This is a genomic window from Pseudocitrobacter cyperus, assembly GCF_039889165.1.
GTDB lineage: Bacteria > Pseudomonadota > Gammaproteobacteria > Enterobacterales > Enterobacteriaceae > Pseudocitrobacter > Pseudocitrobacter cyperus.
The window spans coordinates 319444-335191 of the sequence record NZ_JAYMYY010000002.1 but is presented as its reverse complement, the minus strand read 5'-3'; the positions used below and the strand labels follow the sequence as shown (position 1 = coordinate 335191).

General features: G+C 55.0%; 15 protein-coding genes and 1 pseudogene. 11 read left to right on the top strand and 5 right to left on the bottom strand.

Annotation, left to right across the window (positions count from 1 at the left end):
• Positions 1–35: 35 nt before the first annotated feature.
• A complete protein-coding gene (gene tolC, locus VSR74_RS10310) occupies positions 36–1454 on the bottom strand; it encodes an outer membrane channel protein TolC (protein WP_347794648.1) in 1419 nt (472 codons plus the stop codon).
• Positions 1455–1654: 200 nt separating this feature from the next.
• Between tolC and nudF the strand changes: the two genes are divergently transcribed.
• The 6 genes and pseudogenes from nudF to VSR74_RS10280 form a co-directional block, all read left to right on the top strand.
• Positions 1655–2287: an ADP-ribose diphosphatase gene (gene nudF / locus VSR74_RS10305; protein WP_347794647.1), complete on the top strand. Its 633-nt coding sequence runs from the start codon at positions 1655–1657 to the stop codon at positions 2285–2287.
• Positions 2284–2703 (top strand): DUF1249 family protein, encoded by a 420-nt coding sequence (locus VSR74_RS10300; protein WP_347794646.1) that lies wholly within the window; start codon positions 2284–2286, stop codon positions 2701–2703. Before nudF ends, VSR74_RS10300 begins: the two co-directional genes overlap by 4 nt.
• A gap of 25 nt (positions 2704–2728) precedes the next feature.
• The gene (gene cpdA, locus VSR74_RS10295) at positions 2729–3556 is read left to right on the top strand and encodes a 3',5'-cyclic-AMP phosphodiesterase (protein ID WP_347794645.1); all 828 of its coding nucleotides are present in this window, start codon (positions 2729–2731) and stop codon (positions 3554–3556) included.
• On the top strand, positions 3556–4131 hold the full coding sequence (yqiA, locus tag VSR74_RS10290) for an esterase YqiA (protein ID WP_347794644.1): 576 nt from the start codon (positions 3556–3558) through the stop codon (positions 4129–4131). Before cpdA ends, yqiA begins: the two co-directional genes overlap by 1 nt.
• 27 nt (positions 4132–4158) lie before the next feature.
• Positions 4159–6054, top strand: coding sequence for a DNA topoisomerase IV subunit B (gene parE, locus VSR74_RS10285; RefSeq protein WP_347794643.1), 1896 nt, complete (start codon positions 4159–4161; stop codon positions 6052–6054).
• Positions 6055–6089: 35 nt separating this feature from the next.
• Positions 6090–6245, top strand: a pseudogene (locus tag VSR74_RS10280) (glycoside hydrolase family 88 protein); the annotation flags it as partial.
• Positions 6246–6303: 58 nt separating this feature from the next.
• Here the strand turns inward: VSR74_RS10280 and VSR74_RS10275 are convergent.
• The 4 genes from VSR74_RS10275 to qseB form a co-directional block, all read right to left on the bottom strand.
• Positions 6304–6618, bottom strand: coding sequence for a putative quinol monooxygenase (locus VSR74_RS10275; protein ID WP_347794642.1), 315 nt, complete (start codon positions 6616–6618; stop codon positions 6304–6306).
• A 30-nt stretch (positions 6619–6648) separates the two neighbouring features.
• Positions 6649–7230, bottom strand: a complete 582-nt coding sequence (locus VSR74_RS10270) for an NAD(P)H-dependent oxidoreductase (RefSeq protein WP_347794641.1) — start codon at positions 7228–7230, stop codon at positions 6649–6651.
• A 105-nt stretch (positions 7231–7335) separates the two neighbouring features.
• A complete protein-coding gene (qseC, locus tag VSR74_RS10265) occupies positions 7336–8685 on the bottom strand; it encodes a quorum sensing histidine kinase QseC (RefSeq protein ID WP_347794640.1) in 1350 nt (449 codons plus the stop codon).
• Positions 8682–9341, bottom strand: coding sequence for a quorum sensing response regulator transcription factor QseB (qseB, locus tag VSR74_RS10260; RefSeq protein ID WP_347794639.1), 660 nt, complete (start codon positions 9339–9341; stop codon positions 8682–8684). The genes qseC and qseB overlap by 4 nt, the downstream gene beginning before the upstream one ends.
• 151 nt (positions 9342–9492) lie before the next feature.
• Here qseB and VSR74_RS10255 point away from each other — a divergent pair, with 151 nt between their 5' ends.
• The 5 genes from VSR74_RS10255 to ftsP all read left to right on the top strand — a co-directional run bounded on the left by VSR74_RS10255 (position 9493) and on the right by ftsP (position 15719).
• Entirely contained in the window at positions 9493–9879 is a 387-nt protein-coding gene (locus tag VSR74_RS10255) for a YgiW/YdeI family stress tolerance OB fold protein (RefSeq protein ID WP_347794638.1), read from the top strand.
• Between the two features lie 73 nt (positions 9880–9952).
• Positions 9953–10819, top strand: a complete 867-nt coding sequence (locus VSR74_RS10250; RefSeq protein ID WP_347794637.1) for an AraC family transcriptional regulator — start codon at positions 9953–9955, stop codon at positions 10817–10819.
• Between the two features lie 117 nt (positions 10820–10936).
• Positions 10937–13195 carry a DNA topoisomerase IV subunit A gene (gene parC, locus VSR74_RS10245; protein ID WP_347794636.1) on the top strand — a complete coding sequence of 753 codons (2259 nt, stop codon included), beginning with the start codon at positions 10937–10939 and terminating at the stop codon, positions 13193–13195.
• A gap of 258 nt (positions 13196–13453) precedes the next feature.
• Positions 13454–14191 carry a 1-acylglycerol-3-phosphate O-acyltransferase gene (gene plsC / locus VSR74_RS10240; RefSeq protein WP_347794635.1) on the top strand — a complete coding sequence of 246 codons (738 nt, stop codon included), beginning with the start codon at positions 13454–13456 and terminating at the stop codon, positions 14189–14191.
• 115 nt (positions 14192–14306) lie between these two features.
• Positions 14307–15719: a cell division protein FtsP gene (gene ftsP, locus VSR74_RS10235; RefSeq protein WP_347794634.1), complete on the top strand. Its 1413-nt coding sequence runs from the start codon at positions 14307–14309 to the stop codon at positions 15717–15719.
• Positions 15720–15748: the final 29 nt, after the last annotated feature.

The window sequence follows — 15748 nt, the reverse complement described above, 5'->3', positions numbered from 1 at the left end:
CCGGGTGGGCGTGGCGTTTTTGGGCAGTAAATGCCTTAACGATTCGCGGTCGTGGTCGCGCCGTTATAGCCGTCAGCAGAAGCGTCCTGCTGCGGGTTTTCCGGGGCAACGGACTCAGGCGTCGTTGATACCGGTTTACCCAGTGAGTTGTTGAGCGCCTGCAGATCCTGTTCGTTCAGCGTGCCGAGCGCAGATTTGATATTCAACTGGTTAATCAGGTAGTTATAACGCGCACTGGAGAGCTGCTGCTTGGCGTTATACAGCGTGGTGGTCGCATCCAACACGTCAACAATAGTACGCGTACCCACAGAGTAACCGGCTTCCATCGCGTCTAATGAGCTCTGGGCAGAAACAACGGCTTGTTTATACGCATTGATGCTGCTGATAGAAGCATTGACGTTGTTGAAGGAGGAACGCACGGTCTGTACCACGGTACGGTGCGCGCTTTCCAGTTGCTCGCTGGCGCCAACGAAGTTGTACTGCGCCTGTTTAACCTGAGAGGTTACTGAACCGCCGCTGTAGATTGGCAGGTTGAAGCTCAGGCCGATGGAGTTCTGGCCAATATCGCGATCCGCATAGGTAGAGCCGCCGGTTTTGCTGCCGTCATATTTGGTGTTAGACACGCTGGTAGAGGCGTTCAAATCCAGGGTCGGCAGATGACCGTCCTGTGCCTGGCGGATCTGCTCGCGAGCCAGATCCTGGCTCAGACGCGCCTGCAACAGCGCCAGGTTGCGGCTTTCCGCTTCCTTCAGCAGCGCATTGACCGCTTTCGGCTTGTCGGTAGAGAAGCTGTCAACGTTCAGCGAAGAGAGTTCCGGGTAGTAGTTTCCGGTGACCTGACGCAGCGCTTCAACGGCGTTGTCGAGATTGTTACGCGCGGTCACTTCATTCGCCAGCACGGTATCGTACTGTGAACGGGCGTTCTGAACATCGGTGATGGCAACCAGACCGACGTTAAAGCGCTGAGTGGTTTGATCCAACTGACGGTAGATAGCCTGTTTCTGCGCTTCAGTATAGGAAAGCGCATCAATCGCGCTCAGCACGTTAAAGTAGGCCGTCGCCGTGTCCAGAATAAGCTGCTGCTGGTCAGTCTGATAGGTGACATCCTGAATACCGGCGCTTTTTTCCTGCAGCGTCAGGGCACGCCACTTCGACATATCAAACAGCGTTTGCGTTAACTGTAACGATGCGCTGCTCACGTTCGAGTTAACGCCGTTGTTGTCACGGTAGCCGTTGTTGTAGGTATAATCAGCACCCAGGCCAAGCTGTGGCAACAGTGGGCTACGCGCTTCGTTGATCTTTTCAAATGCGGCATCGCGGTCTGCTGCGGATTTACGCAGGTCAGGGTTGCTTAAACGCGCCTGCTGATACACTTGCAGCAGGTTCTCTGCCTGGCTCATTGCGCTGAAACCCGTAAGGCTCAGGCCAATAAGGATGGGGAGCAATTTCTTCATTTGCATTCCTTGTTGTGAAGCTTAGCGCTGATCTAATTCAGAAAAATATTCGCCGATTGTATCAGAGTCTGCCAGTTTAAAAAGTTGGCGTAATGTGCCATGCGGCGTTAATTTGCATCAATCTAGCACACAGCCAGCTAAACGGTAGTCAAACTAACCGTAAATCCACAATTTCAGCACAAACGCAATTGGAACCAATCATGACTAAGACGAATGACTCAGTGGTTACGTTCTCGAAAAACGATGTAGAAATTATTGCACGGGAAACGCTGTACAGCGGTTTTTTTTCGCTTGATTTGTATCGTTTTCGTCACCGTTTATTCAACGGAGAAATGAGTGGCGAAGTGAAACGCGAAATTTTTGAGCGCGGTCACGCCGCAGTCTTGCTACCCTTTGACCCTGTGCGGGATGAAGTTGTGCTGATTGAACAGATCCGGATTGCCGCCTTCGATACCAGCGAAAGCCCGTGGCTGCTGGAGATGGTGGCTGGCATGATAGAAGAAGGCGAAACCGTCGAAGAGGTGGCTCGCCGGGAAGCTGTTGAAGAGGCGGGGCTATCCGTTGGACGCATGAAGAAATTCATGAGCTATCTGGCAAGCCCGGGCGGTACAAGCGAACGTCTCTCCTTATTGGTCGGAGAAGTCGACGCGACGACGGCCAAAGGCATACATGGTCTGGCTGATGAGCACGAAGATATTCGGGTTCATGTGGTAAGCCGGGAACACGCTTATCAGTGGGTAGAAGAGGGAAAAATCGACAACGCAGCGACGGTCATCGCCCTGCAATGGCTGCAGTTGCATTATCAAGAGTTACGACAAGAGTGGTTAAAATGAAGCGCTATACACCTGACTTCCCTGAAATGATGCGTTTGTGCGAAACCAACTTCGCCCAGTTACGCCGATTATTGCCGCGTAGTGATGAGCCCGGCGACGCAGTGAACTATCAGGTGGCGAATGCGCAATACCGCTTAACGATAGTCGAATCGACTCGTTACACTACACTGGTTGAGATAGAACAGACGCACCCAAAAGTGAGCTACTGGAGCCTGCCTTCCATGACGGTACGCCTGTATCATGACGCGATGGTGGCCGAAGTGTGTTCGAGTCAGCAGATTTTTCGCTTCAAAGCACGTTATGATTACCCTAATAAAAAGTTGCATCAACGCGACGAAAAGCATCAAATTAACCAGTTTCTGGCTGACTGGTTACGTTACTGTTTAGCATATGGAGCGATGGCGATTCCGGTTTAAGCATCGTGAAACCTAAGGACACCATTTGGAAAGCCTGTTAAACCTTCCGCTGGCTGGTGGGGCCAGTGTCAGGATACTGCAAATTACTGATACTCACCTGTTCGCTAAAAAGAGTGAAACGCTGTTAGGCGTGAATACCTGGGAAAGCTATTACGCCGTGCTTGAGGCGATTAAAGCCTCGCAGCGTGAAGTCGATCTGGTTGTCGCAACCGGCGACTTAGCACAGGATCACACCTCCGCGGCCTATCAGCACTTCGCTGAAGGCATCGCGGGCTTTTCTGCGCCTTGCGTTTGGCTGCCGGGCAACCACGACTTTCAGCCAGCCATGTACAGCACGTTGCAGGACGCGGGGATCTCCCCGGCAAAACGCGTGATGATTGGCGAGCACTGGCAGATTTTACTCCTCGACAGTCAGGTCTTTGGCGTACCCCATGGCGAACTGAGCGATTTTCAACTGGAGTGGCTGGAAAAACGGCTGGCAGAAGAGCCGGAACGTCACACGCTGCTGCTGTTGCACCATCATCCATTGCCTGCGGGATGTAGCTGGCTCGATCAGCACAGCTTGCGTAATGCCGGGGCGCTTGATAGCGTGCTGGCGCGTTTCCCAAAGGTGAAACATCTGCTGTGCGGCCATATCCATCAGGAACTGGATCTCGACTGGAACGGTCGTCGCATGATGGCGACGCCGTCGACCTGCGTTCAGTTTAAACCCCACTGCGCCAACTTTACGCTGGATATCGTCTCGCCGGGCTGGCGCTGGCTGGAACTGCATGCCGATGGCTCACTCACCACTGAAGTTTGCCGCCTTGCCGGGTCGGAGTTTCACCCGGATACGGCATCAGAAGGATACTGATGGCTACGCTTCTCTACCTGCATGGGTTTAATAGCTCCCCCTGGTCTGCCAAAGCGACGGCGCTGAAAACGTGGCTTACGGAACACTACCCGGAAATTACCATGGTGGTTCCGCAGCTACCAGCGTATCCCGCCGAAGCGGCCGAAATGCTTGAGGCTCTGGTGCTGAAGCACGGTGGTGAACCGTTGGGCGTGGTTGGCTCATCCCTGGGGGGATATTACGCGACCTGGTTGTCGCAATGTTTCATGCTACCCGCGGTAGTGGTGAACCCGGCGATACGCCCTTATGAGCTGCTGACGAACTACCTCGGTTCGAACGAGAATCCCTACACAGGTGAGCATTATGTGCTAGAGTCTCGCCATATTTACGATCTTAAAGTAATGCAAATCGACCCGCTGGAAGCGCCAGATCTCATCTGGTTGTTGCAGCAAACGGGCGATGAAGTGCTTGATTACCGCCAGGCCGTTGACTATTTCGCCTCCTGCCGCCAAACGGTAGAGGAGGGCGGTAATCACGCATTTGTTGGCTTTGAAGATCATTTCACACAGATTATCGACTTTCTGGGGCTGCATTAAGCCGCTCCCATTACCTACGAACATACCATGACACAATCTTCTTATAACGCTGATGCCATTGAGGTACTCACCGGGCTTGAGCCGGTTCGCCGCCGCCCGGGGATGTACACGGATACCACGCGCCCTAACCATCTCGGTCAGGAAGTGATCGATAACAGCGTTGATGAAGCGCTGGCGGGCCATGCAAAACGTGTCGAAGTCATTCTTCATGCTGACCAGTCGCTGGAAGTTATTGATGACGGACGCGGCATGCCGGTTGATATACACCCTGAAGAGGGTGTGCCGGCGGTCGAACTGATTCTCTGCCGCCTGCATGCGGGCGGTAAATTCTCCAACAAAAACTACCAGTTCTCCGGCGGCCTGCACGGCGTTGGGATTTCGGTGGTTAACGCCTTGTCCCGGCGCGTGGAAGTCAACGTGCGTCGCGACGGCCAGGTCTACAGCATCGCCTTTGAAAATGGCGATAAAGTGGAAGACCTGCACGTTACCGGCACCTGCGGTAAACGCAATACCGGTACCAGCGTCCACTTCTGGCCGGACGAAACCTTCTTCGACAGCCCGCGCTTCTCCGTTTCGCGCCTCAACCATGTGTTGAAAGCGAAAGCGGTGCTTTGCCCTGGCGTGGAAATCGTCTTTAAAGACAAAGTGAACAACACCGAGCAGAGCTGGCGCTATGAAGATGGCCTGACGGATTACCTGAAAGAAGCGGTGAATGGCCTGCCGACGCTGCCGGAACAACCGTTTGTCGGCACCTTCTCCGGCGAAACGGAAGCGGTTGACTGGGCGCTGCTGTGGCTGCCGGAAGGCGGCGAACTGCTGACTGAAAGCTACGTTAACCTGATCCCGACCATGCAGGGCGGTACGCATGTTAACGGCCTGCGCCAGGGTTTGCTCGACGCGATGCGCGAGTTCTGCGAATACCGCAATATTCTGCCGCGCGGCGTGAAGCTGACGGCGGACGATATCTGGGAACGCTGCGCTTACGTGCTGTCGGTGAAAATGCAGGATCCGCAGTTTGCCGGGCAGACCAAAGAGCGTCTCTCTTCTCGTCAGTGCGCCGCATTTGTTTCCGGCGTGGTGAAAGATGCGTTTTCCCTGTGGCTGAACCAGAACGTTCAGGCCGCAGAAATGCTGGCTGAGATGGCGATTTCCAGCGCTCAGCGTCGTATGCGCGCGGCGAAAAAAGTGGTGCGTAAAAAGCTGACCAGCGGCCCGGCGCTGCCTGGCAAACTGGCCGACTGCACCGCGCAGGATCTCAACCGTACCGAACTGTTCCTGGTCGAAGGGGACTCCGCAGGCGGCTCCGCCAAGCAGGCACGCGATCGTGAATACCAGGCGATCATGCCGCTGAAAGGGAAGATCCTTAACACATGGGAAGTCTCTTCCGATGAAGTGCTCGCCTCGCAGGAAGTGCACGATATTTCGGTGGCGATCGGTATCGATCCGGACAGCGACGACCTCAGCCAACTGCGTTACGGCAAGATCTGCATCCTCGCGGATGCGGACTCCGATGGTTTGCATATCGCCACGCTGCTCTGCGCGCTGTTTGTGAAACACTTCCGCGCGGTGGTGAAGCAAGGGCACGTTTACGTGGCGTTGCCGCCGCTCTATCGTATCGATCTCGGCAAAGAGGTGTATTACGCACTCACCGAGGAAGAGAAGGCGGGTGTGCTGGAGCAACTGAAGCGTAAGAAAGGGAAACCGAACGTTCAGCGCTTTAAAGGGCTGGGTGAGATGAACCCGTTGCAGTTGCGCGAAACCACGCTCGACCCAAATACGCGGCGTCTGGTGCAGTTGATTATCGATGATGAAGATGAACAGCAAACCAACGCGATGATGGATATGCTGCTGGCCAAGAAGCGTTCGGAAGATCGCCGTAACTGGCTGCAGGAAAAAGGCGACATGGCGGACATCGAAGCCTGATTTCTTACCCCGCTTCGATGAACTGCTCCTTAAAGTTGGACGGTTTATATGAAGCGGGTACTGGCCTGCTGAAACACCCGGTCTACCATTTTGCCAGTGGGAAAGGCGTGGATGAGTGCAGTCGCTGGGGGGATGACTTCTACGTTGAAGCGTTGGTGCGGATGACGCAGAGCTGGAAGTTGTACTGGTAAAAGGCTTTCAGAAATTGCCGGGTAAGCGCATGCGCCACCCGGCAAAACATCGGGGAAGTTAAACGCCAGCTTCCAGGATACGAATAGACATATCCAGCACGTCGTTTTTCACCGCTTCGCTGTAAGCTTTCATGTGCGGGGTTTGCAGGTGCGCTTCAAGGTGCGCAATGCTTTCCCACTGTTCAATCATCACGATGGAATCGGGTGATGTGGTCTGGAAACTCACGCCTGCGGCATGGTCAACCATCGGCGCGTAGCCGTGGCAACCGGCTTCCTGTAATACGGTTGGGATGATTTTTGCGAACTGATCCAGAACCGCCTGACGGTGGTGTTGGCCCGGACGCGTGCGGATTTCAGCAATAACTGTCAACATAATTAACTCCTTCTAATTCCAGCCTACCAGTTAAGCAAAAATCTGCCCAAGATGCTTGCGGTATTCTGCGATATAACGCGGCACGTCCGGCATTTTGATAACGTCATTGGCGATAAAGGTTGGCAGCGCTTCCATTCCCAGGAACTGATTCGCTTTGTGGAACGGCAGATAAACGCCGTCTACGCCCACGCCATGGAAGAACTGTTCTTTATCGGTGAACGCTTCCATCGGTGCGTTCCAGGTCAGGGAAAGCATATAGGTTTTGCCCTGAATCAGGCCGCCGGAGCCATATTTTTTGCTGGCGTCAGAGCGGGTGCGGCCATCGCTGGCATACAGAGAACCGTGGCCTTCGGTGAACACGTCATCGATATATTTTTTCACTGTCCACGGTGCGCCCATCCACCAGCCTGGCATCTGCCAGATAACGGAATCAGCCCACAGGAAGTTTTGTACTTCGGCTTTTACGTCGTAATCGCCGTCAGCGCGCACGACTTTAACATCATGCCCGGCGTCGCGCAGGAAGCTTTCCGCGACCTCGGTCATGGTGTCGTTCAGTTGGCCATTAGAGTGGCCGAATTTTTTACCGCCGTTGATAATCAGGATATTGCTCATTTTCTGTCCTCGTAAGAAGCGTTTGGTCGTTATAATACCCCTCTTGTCGAAGCGTGAATATTAGCAAAATGTGCAAAGTCTTTTGCTTCCTGCGCAATAATCCAGCTACCAGCGGACTTTGGCGGCAAAGCCCCCTTCAGGAAGATTGCCAAACTCCACCGCCATACTGTGCAGCGACGCGATACGGCGGACGATAGAAAGCCCCAGCCCGCTTCCGGTCTCTTCCTGGCCCGGTGGGCGGTAAAAGCGTTCACCCATGCGCGCAAGCGCCTCTGGCGTGACGCCCGGCCCATTGTCGCGCACGGTAAAACCGTCATGCTCAAGGGTTACATCCACTATGCTGCCCCGCGGACTATAGCGCACCGCGTTATCCAGCAGATTGCGCACCAGCAGGCTCAGCAGCAGCGGTTGTGCGGTGCGGGCAACGGAGATATCGTTCAGGTGTAAACGCACTTCAATTCCGGCGCGCTGCGCCGTGTGGTAGATATCCATCACCGAAGATTGCAGCATTTCATCGAGCTGAATCGTCTGTACATCGGCCAGATGCTCCAGAGAGTCGAGGCGCGATAGGGTGAGCAGTTGTTCCACCAGGCGTGTGGCGCGATCGATCCCTTCATGGAGCTGCGACAGGGCTTTTTCCCGTGCCTGCGCATCATCCTGCGATAGCTGAGCGACCTCTGTCTGTACTTTCAGCGCCGTTAATGGGCTACGCAATTCATGAGCGGCATCGGAAGTAAAGCGCCGCTCGCGCACCATCATTTCATGGGTCTGGTGGAAGAGATTATTCAGGGCATCGACCAGCGGGCGCACCTCATTGGGCACTCCTTCGCTGTTCAGTGGCGTATCATCTTCCGGTGAGCGACGCCGCAAGGTGTGGGTCAATTTTTTCAGCGGCCCCAGTTCGCGGCTAAGCAGCAGGATCAGCAATAAAAACATCACCGGTAGCGCCACCAGCCAGGGCGTAAGCTGCGAGGTGATGATATCCAGCGCCATCTCTTCGCGGTACTCCCACTCCTGGCCGACCACGATGCGGTATTTTTTATCGGCAGTGGTGAGCCACAGAAAGCGCCAGAGGTCGTCATCGTTTATCAGGTTGCCATCATCGAACCCTTCCCGACGGTAGTGGTAGGGGATGAACGGGCCGTTTTCTCCATCGTGCATCACCATTTTGCCGTCGAGCGTGTAGACCGCGAAAGCCAGCACATCATCGTCGAGATGCCCGTGTTTCACCTTCTTCGGCGCACGGATAAACTGCGGCGAGCTGCGCAGGTCGGCTAAATCCATCGCGCTGATGCGCTTGGCGAACAGCATCTGTTGGGTGTCGAACAGTTTATCGAGTTTATTGGTCGTCTGGTGCCAGGCCACCAGGCTTGCGCACAGCCAGGCGGCTGCGGAAAGCAGCATAAAGAGGAGCGTCAGACGAACGCGCAGGCTCAGGCGGCGGAACAGATTCACAGATCCCCCAGCGTATAACCGATACCGTGGACGGTGCGGATAAACTCACTGCCCAGTTTGCGGCGCAGATGGTGGACGTGCACCTCTACGGCATTGCTGGAAACGTCGTCATCCCAGCTATAGAGCTTCTCTTCGATAAGTTTACGCGGCAGCACGCGCCCGGCGTTACGCAGCAGAAGTTCCAGTAGCGCAAACTCTTTCGGTTTCAGCGCCAGCGGTTCACCGCTAAGCGTAGCCGTGAGTTTTCCGGGGTCGAGCGTGACCGCGCCATGGCGTAACTCATTGCTGGGCTGACCGTGCGCGCGGCGGATAAGCGCCTCCAGCCGGGCGGCAACTTCAATCAGCGCAAAAGGTTTGCATAAATAGTCGTCGGCGCCCAGACGCAATCCTTCTACGCGTTGGCTGAGGGCGTCCCGGGCGGTGAGGATCAGCACTGGTTCGTGGTGTGATTTTTCGCGCCAGCTCCGCAGAATATCGAGGCCGTCGATGCCGGGCAGGGTGAGATCGAGGATCACCGCATCATAGGGTGCGCTATCGAGGGCAATTTTCCCTTCACCGCCACGGGTAAACCAGTCGACGGTAAAACCCATTTTACCGAGCCCGGTTTTCAGCCCGTCGCCAATCAATTTGTCATCTTCCACCAGTAAAATACGCATCTCACCCTCCTTGCCCCTCGGCTGTGAATGACAGTAAACCCTTACCCGGCCTACGCTGTACAGTAAAAAAATGAATATTTTCGCCTTAAGAAGTTGTTAAGTATTATCCTGTTAAATAACGTTCGAAATGACATTAAAGGGAAAAAATATCATGAAGAAACTTGCTGCAATGGCTGCCGTTCTGGCGCTGATCTCCACTCCGGTTCTCGCGACCTCTCAGGGCGGTTTTTCCGGCCCAACAACCACGCAAGGCGGTGGTTTTGTTGGCCCTGACGGCACTTCCACCACCGTTGCTAACGCGAAATCTCTGCGTGACGACACCTGGGTGACGCTGAAAGGGAATATCACTGAACGTATTTCTGACGATCTTTACACTTTTAAAGATGAGACCGGCACTATCAACGTGGATATCGACGACAAACGCTGGAACGGCCTGACCGTGACTCCGCAGGATAAAGTTGAAATCCGTGGTGAAGTGGATAAAGACTGGAACTCGGTGGAAATCGACGTTAAACAGATCCAGAAGTTGAAACCGTAACCGGAAATATTGCGCAAGATCGGTCAGGATTTAACTGCGACAGCCCGGCACTATTGTTGGCACGGAGGCAGTGATGAACGACTTACTGAAAGCGCAATACTCTGCTCGCCTGCGGCGGGTGTGTGACCATATCGAGCGCCATCTGGATACGTCTCTCTCGCTCGAGACATTAAGCCAGATGGCGCACTGTTCGCCTTTCCATTTCCATCGGCAGTTTACTGCCTGGTGTGGCATGCCGCTCTACCGCTACATCCAGTGGTTACGGCTACGCCGCGCTTCGTGGCGGCTGGCGTTCAATCCTCAGGATAGGGTTATCGATATTGCGTTGGACGCGGGTTTTCAGAACCCGGAGTCATTCACTCGTGCTTTCAAAATCGCGTTTGACCAAAGCCCGCGACAGTTCCGGCAGCATCCTGACTGGCGCGGCTGGCATCAACGCATGCCGATGATGAACATAAAAGGGCAAAAAAATATGGATGTCACCCTTGTCGATTTTCCCCGCACGCCGGTTGCTTTGCTGCAGCATCGCTGTAGCCCGGAGTTAGTCAACTACAGCGCGGCTAAATTTATTTTATGGCGCAAAGAGACGGGCCTGTCGCCCGTCTCCCAAAGCAAAACCTTCGGTATTGCCTGGGATGACCCACAAACGACGCCACCAGATGCCTTCCGCTTTGATATTTGCGGTAGCGTAAACGAACCTGTTCCCGAGAATATACACGGTGTGATCAACAGTGAAATTCCCGCCGGGCGTTGTGCCGTGGTTCGCCATCAGGGGGCGCTGGATACGCTGGCAGATAGCGTCTGGTTTCTGTTCCGCGACTGGTTGCCGGGTAGCGGTGAAACGCCGCGTGATTTCCCGGTCTTTTTCCAGTACCTCAATTTTGTGCATGAGGTTGCCGAGCACGAACTGCAAACGGATATCTACCTGCCGCTACAATAACCCTTCCTTTCCTTGCCTTATCTCACGGACTTGTGACTCAGCCCGTGAGATAGGGTATTATCTGCGGCAATATTGCCGTCCGAACGGTCAGCATGCAGATTTGAGGAACCCCAATTAATGAGCGATATGGCAGAGCGCCTTGCGCTACATGAATTTACGGAAAACGCCTACTTAAACTACTCCATGTACGTCATCATGGATCGTGCGTTGCCGTTTATTGGTGATGGCCTGAAACCGGTGCAGCGTCGCATCGTCTATGCGATGTCGGAACTGGGTTTGAACGCCAGCGCCAAATTTAAAAAATCGGCGCGTACCGTCGGTGATGTGTTAGGTAAATACCACCCGCACGGTGACAGCGCCTGCTATGAAGCGATGGTGCTGATGGCGCAGCCGTTCTCGTACCGTTACCCGCTGGTTGACGGCCAGGGGAACTGGGGTGCGCCGGACGATCCGAAATCGTTCGCGGCGATGCGTTATACCGAATCGCGTTTGTCGAAGTATGCTGAACTGCTGCTGAGCGAACTGGGGCAGGGCACTGCTGATTGGGTACCGAACTTTGACGGTACGATGCAGGAGCCGAAAATGCTGCCTGCGCGTCTGCCGAATATTCTGCTGAATGGCACCACCGGCATTGCAGTCGGTATGGCGACCGACATTCCTCCGCACAACCTGCGGGAAGTCGCCAGTGCGGCAATCAAACTGATCGAGCAGCCAAAAACGACGCTTGATGAACTCCTTGATATCGTCCACGGCCCGGACTACCCGACCGAAGCAGAAATCATCACCCCACGCGCGGAAATCCGCAAAATTTACCAGAACGGACGCGGTTCGGTGCGTATGCGCGCGGTCTGGAGCAAAGAAGACGGCGCAGTGGTGATCACCGCGTTGCCGCATCAGGTTTCCGGCGCGAAGGTGCTGGAACAGATAGCCTCCCAGATGCGCAATAAAAAGCTGCCGATGGTGGATGACCTGCGTGATGAATCAGACCACGAAAACCCGACGCGTCTGGTGATTGTGCCACGCTCCAACCGTGTGGATATGGAACCGGTGATGAATCACCTCTTCGCCACCACGGATCTGGAAAAAAGCTATCGTATCAACCTGAATATGATTGGCCTGGATGGTCGTCCGGCGGTGAAAAACCTGCTGGAGATCCTCACCGAATGGCTGGCGTTCCGCCGTGATACCGTGCGCCGCCGCCTCAACTATCGTCTGGAGAAAGTGCTTAAGCGCCTGCATATCCTTGAAGGTTTGCTGGTGGCGTTTCTCAACATCGACGAAGTTATCGAGATTATTCGTACCGAAGATGAGCCAAAACCGGCGCTGATGTCGCGCTTTGGCATCAGCGAAACGCAGGCGGAAGCCATCCTCGAACTGAAACTGCGCCATCTCGCCAAACTTGAAGAGATGAAAATTCGCGGTGAGCAGAACGAGCTGGAAAAAGAGCGCGATCAATTACAGGCTATTCTCGCTTCTGAGCGTAAAATGAATAACCTGTTGAAGAAAGAGCTTCAGGCTGACGCCGATACTTTTGGCGACGATCGTCGTTCGCCGCTGCGCGAACGTGATGAAGCGAAGGCGATGAGCGAGCACGACATGCTGCCGTCTGAGCCTGTAACGATTGTCCTGTCGCAGATGGGCTGGGTGCGAAGCGCCAAAGGCCACGACATCGACGCACAGGGCCTGAGCTATAAAGCGGGCGATAGCTGGAAAGCATCGGTGAAAGGCAAGAGCAACCAGCCGGTGGTGTTTGTTGATACCACGGGCCGCAGTTATGCCATCGACCCGATTACCCTGCCATCGGCGCGCGGTCAGGGCGAGCCGCTGACGGGTAAACTGACCCTGCCGCCGGGCGCGACCGTCGAGCACATGCTGATGGAAAGCGACGATCAGAAGCTGTTGATGGCTTCCGATGCGGGTTACGGTTTCCTTTGTACTTTCAATGACCTGGTGGCGCGTAACCGCGCGGGCAAGGCAATGATATCGCTGCCTGAAAATGCGCACGTTCTGCCGCCAGTGGTGGTGCAGGATGAGTCCGACATGCTGCTGGCGATCACCAGCGCCGGGCGCATGCTGATGTTCCCGGTTAGCGATCTGCCGCAGCTTTCGAAAGGGAAGGGTAACAAGATTATCAACATCCCGTCGGCGGAAGCGGCGAAAGGCGAAGATAGCCTGGCGCACCTCTACCTGTTGCCGCCGCAGACGACGCTGACCGTGCACGTCGGTAAACGTAAAATTAAACTGCGCCCGGAAGAGTTGCAGAAAATCACCGGTGAACGCGGCCGTCGCGGTACGCTGATGCGCGGGTTGCAGAAAATCGACCGGATCGATATCGACTCTCCGATGCGCCAGAGCGCGGGGGAGAGTGAGGAGTAAACTTGCCCCTCACCCTAGCCCTCTCCCCAATGGGGAGAGGGAACCGACCGAGTTCAGTGTTGACCCTTGCACTGGTTTTCACCCTCTCCCCTTTGGGGAGAGGGTCGGGGTGAGGGGCAAGGGCAACAACACGCACATTTTCCTGTAAAAGCGTTGTTAATTACGCCGTTGCGAATAAGAATAGCCCTCACGAGGGTTTGTGAGTCATAAATCCTGGCCGATATATAATTCTAAGCGGTCAGTGGTTCAGGGGTAGCTATGCTATTTATTTTTCGTGTCATCATCGTGGTCATTTACTGCATCCTGGTATGCGTTTTTGGCTGTATCTATTGCTTGTTTAGTCCGCGTAATCCAAAACACGTTGCCACCTTCGGCCATATGTTCGGTCGTATGGCCCCGCTCTTTGGGCTGAAAGTCGAAACCCGTCTGCCTGCGGATGCAGCGAGCTATGGCAATGCTATCTACATCGCCAACCACCAGAATAACTACGACATGATCACCGCGGCCAATATCGTTCAGCCGCCAACCGTCACCGTCGGCAAGAAAAGCCTGGTGTGGATACCTTTCTTTGGCCAGCTCTACTGGCTGACGGGTAACTTGTTGATCGACCGTAATAATCGGGCAAAAGCGCACAGCACTATCGCTGAGGTGGTGAAGCACTTTGAAAATCGCAAAATCTCTTTCTGGATGTTCCCGGAAGGGACGCGCAGCCGCGGTCGCGGTCTGTTGCCGTTTAAGGCTGGCGCTTTCCATGCGGCAATTGCGGCAGGGGTGCCGATTATTCCCGTGTGCGTTTCGAATACATCGGATAAGATTAACCTTAACCGCCTGAATAACGGCCTGGTGATTGTTGAAATGCTGCCGCCGATTGATACCAGCAAATGGGGTAAAGATCAGGTTCGCGAGCTGTCAAAGCACTGCCGCGAGGTGATGAAGGCGAAGATAGAAGAACTGGATAAAGAAGTCGCCCAACGCGAGTCTGACGGAAAAATATAATACCGGGTCAGGCTATCTCGCTGCCGGGTACAGCATGGCGGCGAGAGCAAGAACGCGATGCTGGCTTACGGGAAACGAATTCCCTTTTTGATTGATCAGTTTTCATGGAGTTTATATGTCACTCAGTCGGCGTCAGTTTATTCAGGCATCGGGCGTTGCGCTCTGCGCAGGGTCAGTTCCGCTGAGGGCAAATGCCGCAGGGAATCAGCCAGAACTGCCGGTACCGCCGCTGGTGGAATCGCGTCGCGGACAGCCTCTCTTTCTTACCCTACAGCGTTCGCACTGGTCTTTCTCCCAGGGAACGCGCGCGCCCGTCTGGGGGATCAATGGCCGCTATCTCGGGCCGACTATCCGCGTCTGGAACGGCGATGACGTCAAACTGATCTACAGCAACCGTCTGACAGAAAACGTCGCGATGACGGTGCGTGGTTTACAGGTGCCGGGCCCGCTGATTGGCGGTGCGGCGCGTATGATGTCGCCAAACGCTGACTGGGCACCAGTGTTGCCGATTCGCCAGAGCGCGGCGACGCTCTGGTATCAGGCTAATACGCCCAACCATATGGCACCGCAGGTTTATAACGGCCTGGCGGGGATGTGGCTGGTGGAAGACGAAGTGAGTAAGTCTCTGCCTATTCCAAATCACTACGGTGTTGATGATTTTCCGGTCATTATCCAGGATAAGCGGCTGGATAACTTTGGTACACCGGAATACAGCGAACCGGGCAGCGGTGGCTTTGTTGGCGACACGCTGCTGGTGAACGGGGCGCAGAGCCCGTATGTCGAAGTTTCACGCGGTTGGGTGCGTCTGCGCCTGCTGAACGCTTCTAACTCCCGCCGCTATCGCTTGCAGATGAGCGATGGTCGTGCGCTGCACGTTATCTCAGGCGATCAGGGTTTTCTTCCTGCGCCGGTTTCCGTCAACCAACTGTCACTCGCACCAGGTGAACGCCGTGAAATTCTGGTCGACATGACCAACGGCGACGAAGTGTCTATCACCTGTGGCGAGGCCGCGGGCATTATGGATCGTCTGCGCGGCTTCTTTGAGCCTTCGAGCATCCTGATCTCCACGCTGGTGCTGACGCTTAAACCCACCGGGCTGCTGCCGCTGGTGACGGATAATTTGCCAATGCGCCTGCTTTCCACCGAGATCATGACCGGCACACCGCTGCGCAGCCGCGATATCGTGCTGGGCGACGATCCTGGCATTAACGGCCAGTTGTGGGATCCGCAGCGTATTGATATTACCGCTCAACAGGGAACCTGGGAGCGCTGGACGGTTCGTGCCGATGAACCGCAGTCGTTCCATATTGAAGGGGTGATGTTCCTGATCCGCAACGTCAACGGTGCGATGCCATTCCCGGAAGATCGGGGCTGGAAGGATACCGTATGGGTGGATGGTCAGGTTGAACTGCTGGTCTACTACAACCAGCCGTCATGGCCGCATTTCCCGTTCCAGTACTCCAGCCAGACGCTGGAGATGGCCGATCGCGGCTCGATTGGCCAGATCCTGGTGAACCCGGCACCGTAATCGAATCGCTCGGGCCTGACGTTGTCAGG

Bases quoted from the DNA above. Each gene is read 5' to 3' on its own strand.
- yqiA (WP_347794644.1), top strand. From the start codon at position 3,556: ATGGCTACGCTTCTCTACCTGCATGGGTTTAATAGCTCCCCCTGGTCT.
- nudF (WP_347794647.1), top strand. From the start codon at position 1,655: ATGACTAAGACGAATGACTCAGTGGTTACGTTCTCGAAAAACGATGTA.
- parC (WP_347794636.1), top strand. From the start codon at position 10,937: ATGAGCGATATGGCAGAGCGCCTTGCGCTACATGAATTTACGGAAAAC.
- VSR74_RS10255 (WP_347794638.1), top strand. From the start codon at position 9,493: ATGAAGAAACTTGCTGCAATGGCTGCCGTTCTGGCGCTGATCTCCACT.
- VSR74_RS10275 (WP_347794642.1), bottom strand. From the start codon at position 6,618: ATGTTGACAGTTATTGCTGAAATCCGCACGCGTCCGGGCCAACACCAC.
- qseB (WP_347794639.1), bottom strand. From the start codon at position 9,341: ATGCGTATTTTACTGGTGGAAGATGACAAATTGATTGGCGACGGGCTG.
- plsC (WP_347794635.1), top strand. From the start codon at position 13,454: ATGCTATTTATTTTTCGTGTCATCATCGTGGTCATTTACTGCATCCTG.
- VSR74_RS10270 (WP_347794641.1), bottom strand. From the start codon at position 7,230: ATGAGCAATATCCTGATTATCAACGGCGGTAAAAAATTCGGCCACTCT.
- ftsP (WP_347794634.1), top strand. From the start codon at position 14,307: ATGTCACTCAGTCGGCGTCAGTTTATTCAGGCATCGGGCGTTGCGCTC.
- parE (WP_347794643.1), top strand. From the start codon at position 4,159: ATGACACAATCTTCTTATAACGCTGATGCCATTGAGGTACTCACCGGG.
- VSR74_RS10300 (WP_347794646.1), top strand. From the start codon at position 2,284: ATGAAGCGCTATACACCTGACTTCCCTGAAATGATGCGTTTGTGCGAA.
- VSR74_RS10250 (WP_347794637.1), top strand. From the start codon at position 9,953: ATGAACGACTTACTGAAAGCGCAATACTCTGCTCGCCTGCGGCGGGTG.
- tolC (WP_347794648.1), bottom strand. From the start codon at position 1,454: ATGAAGAAATTGCTCCCCATCCTTATTGGCCTGAGCCTTACGGGTTTC.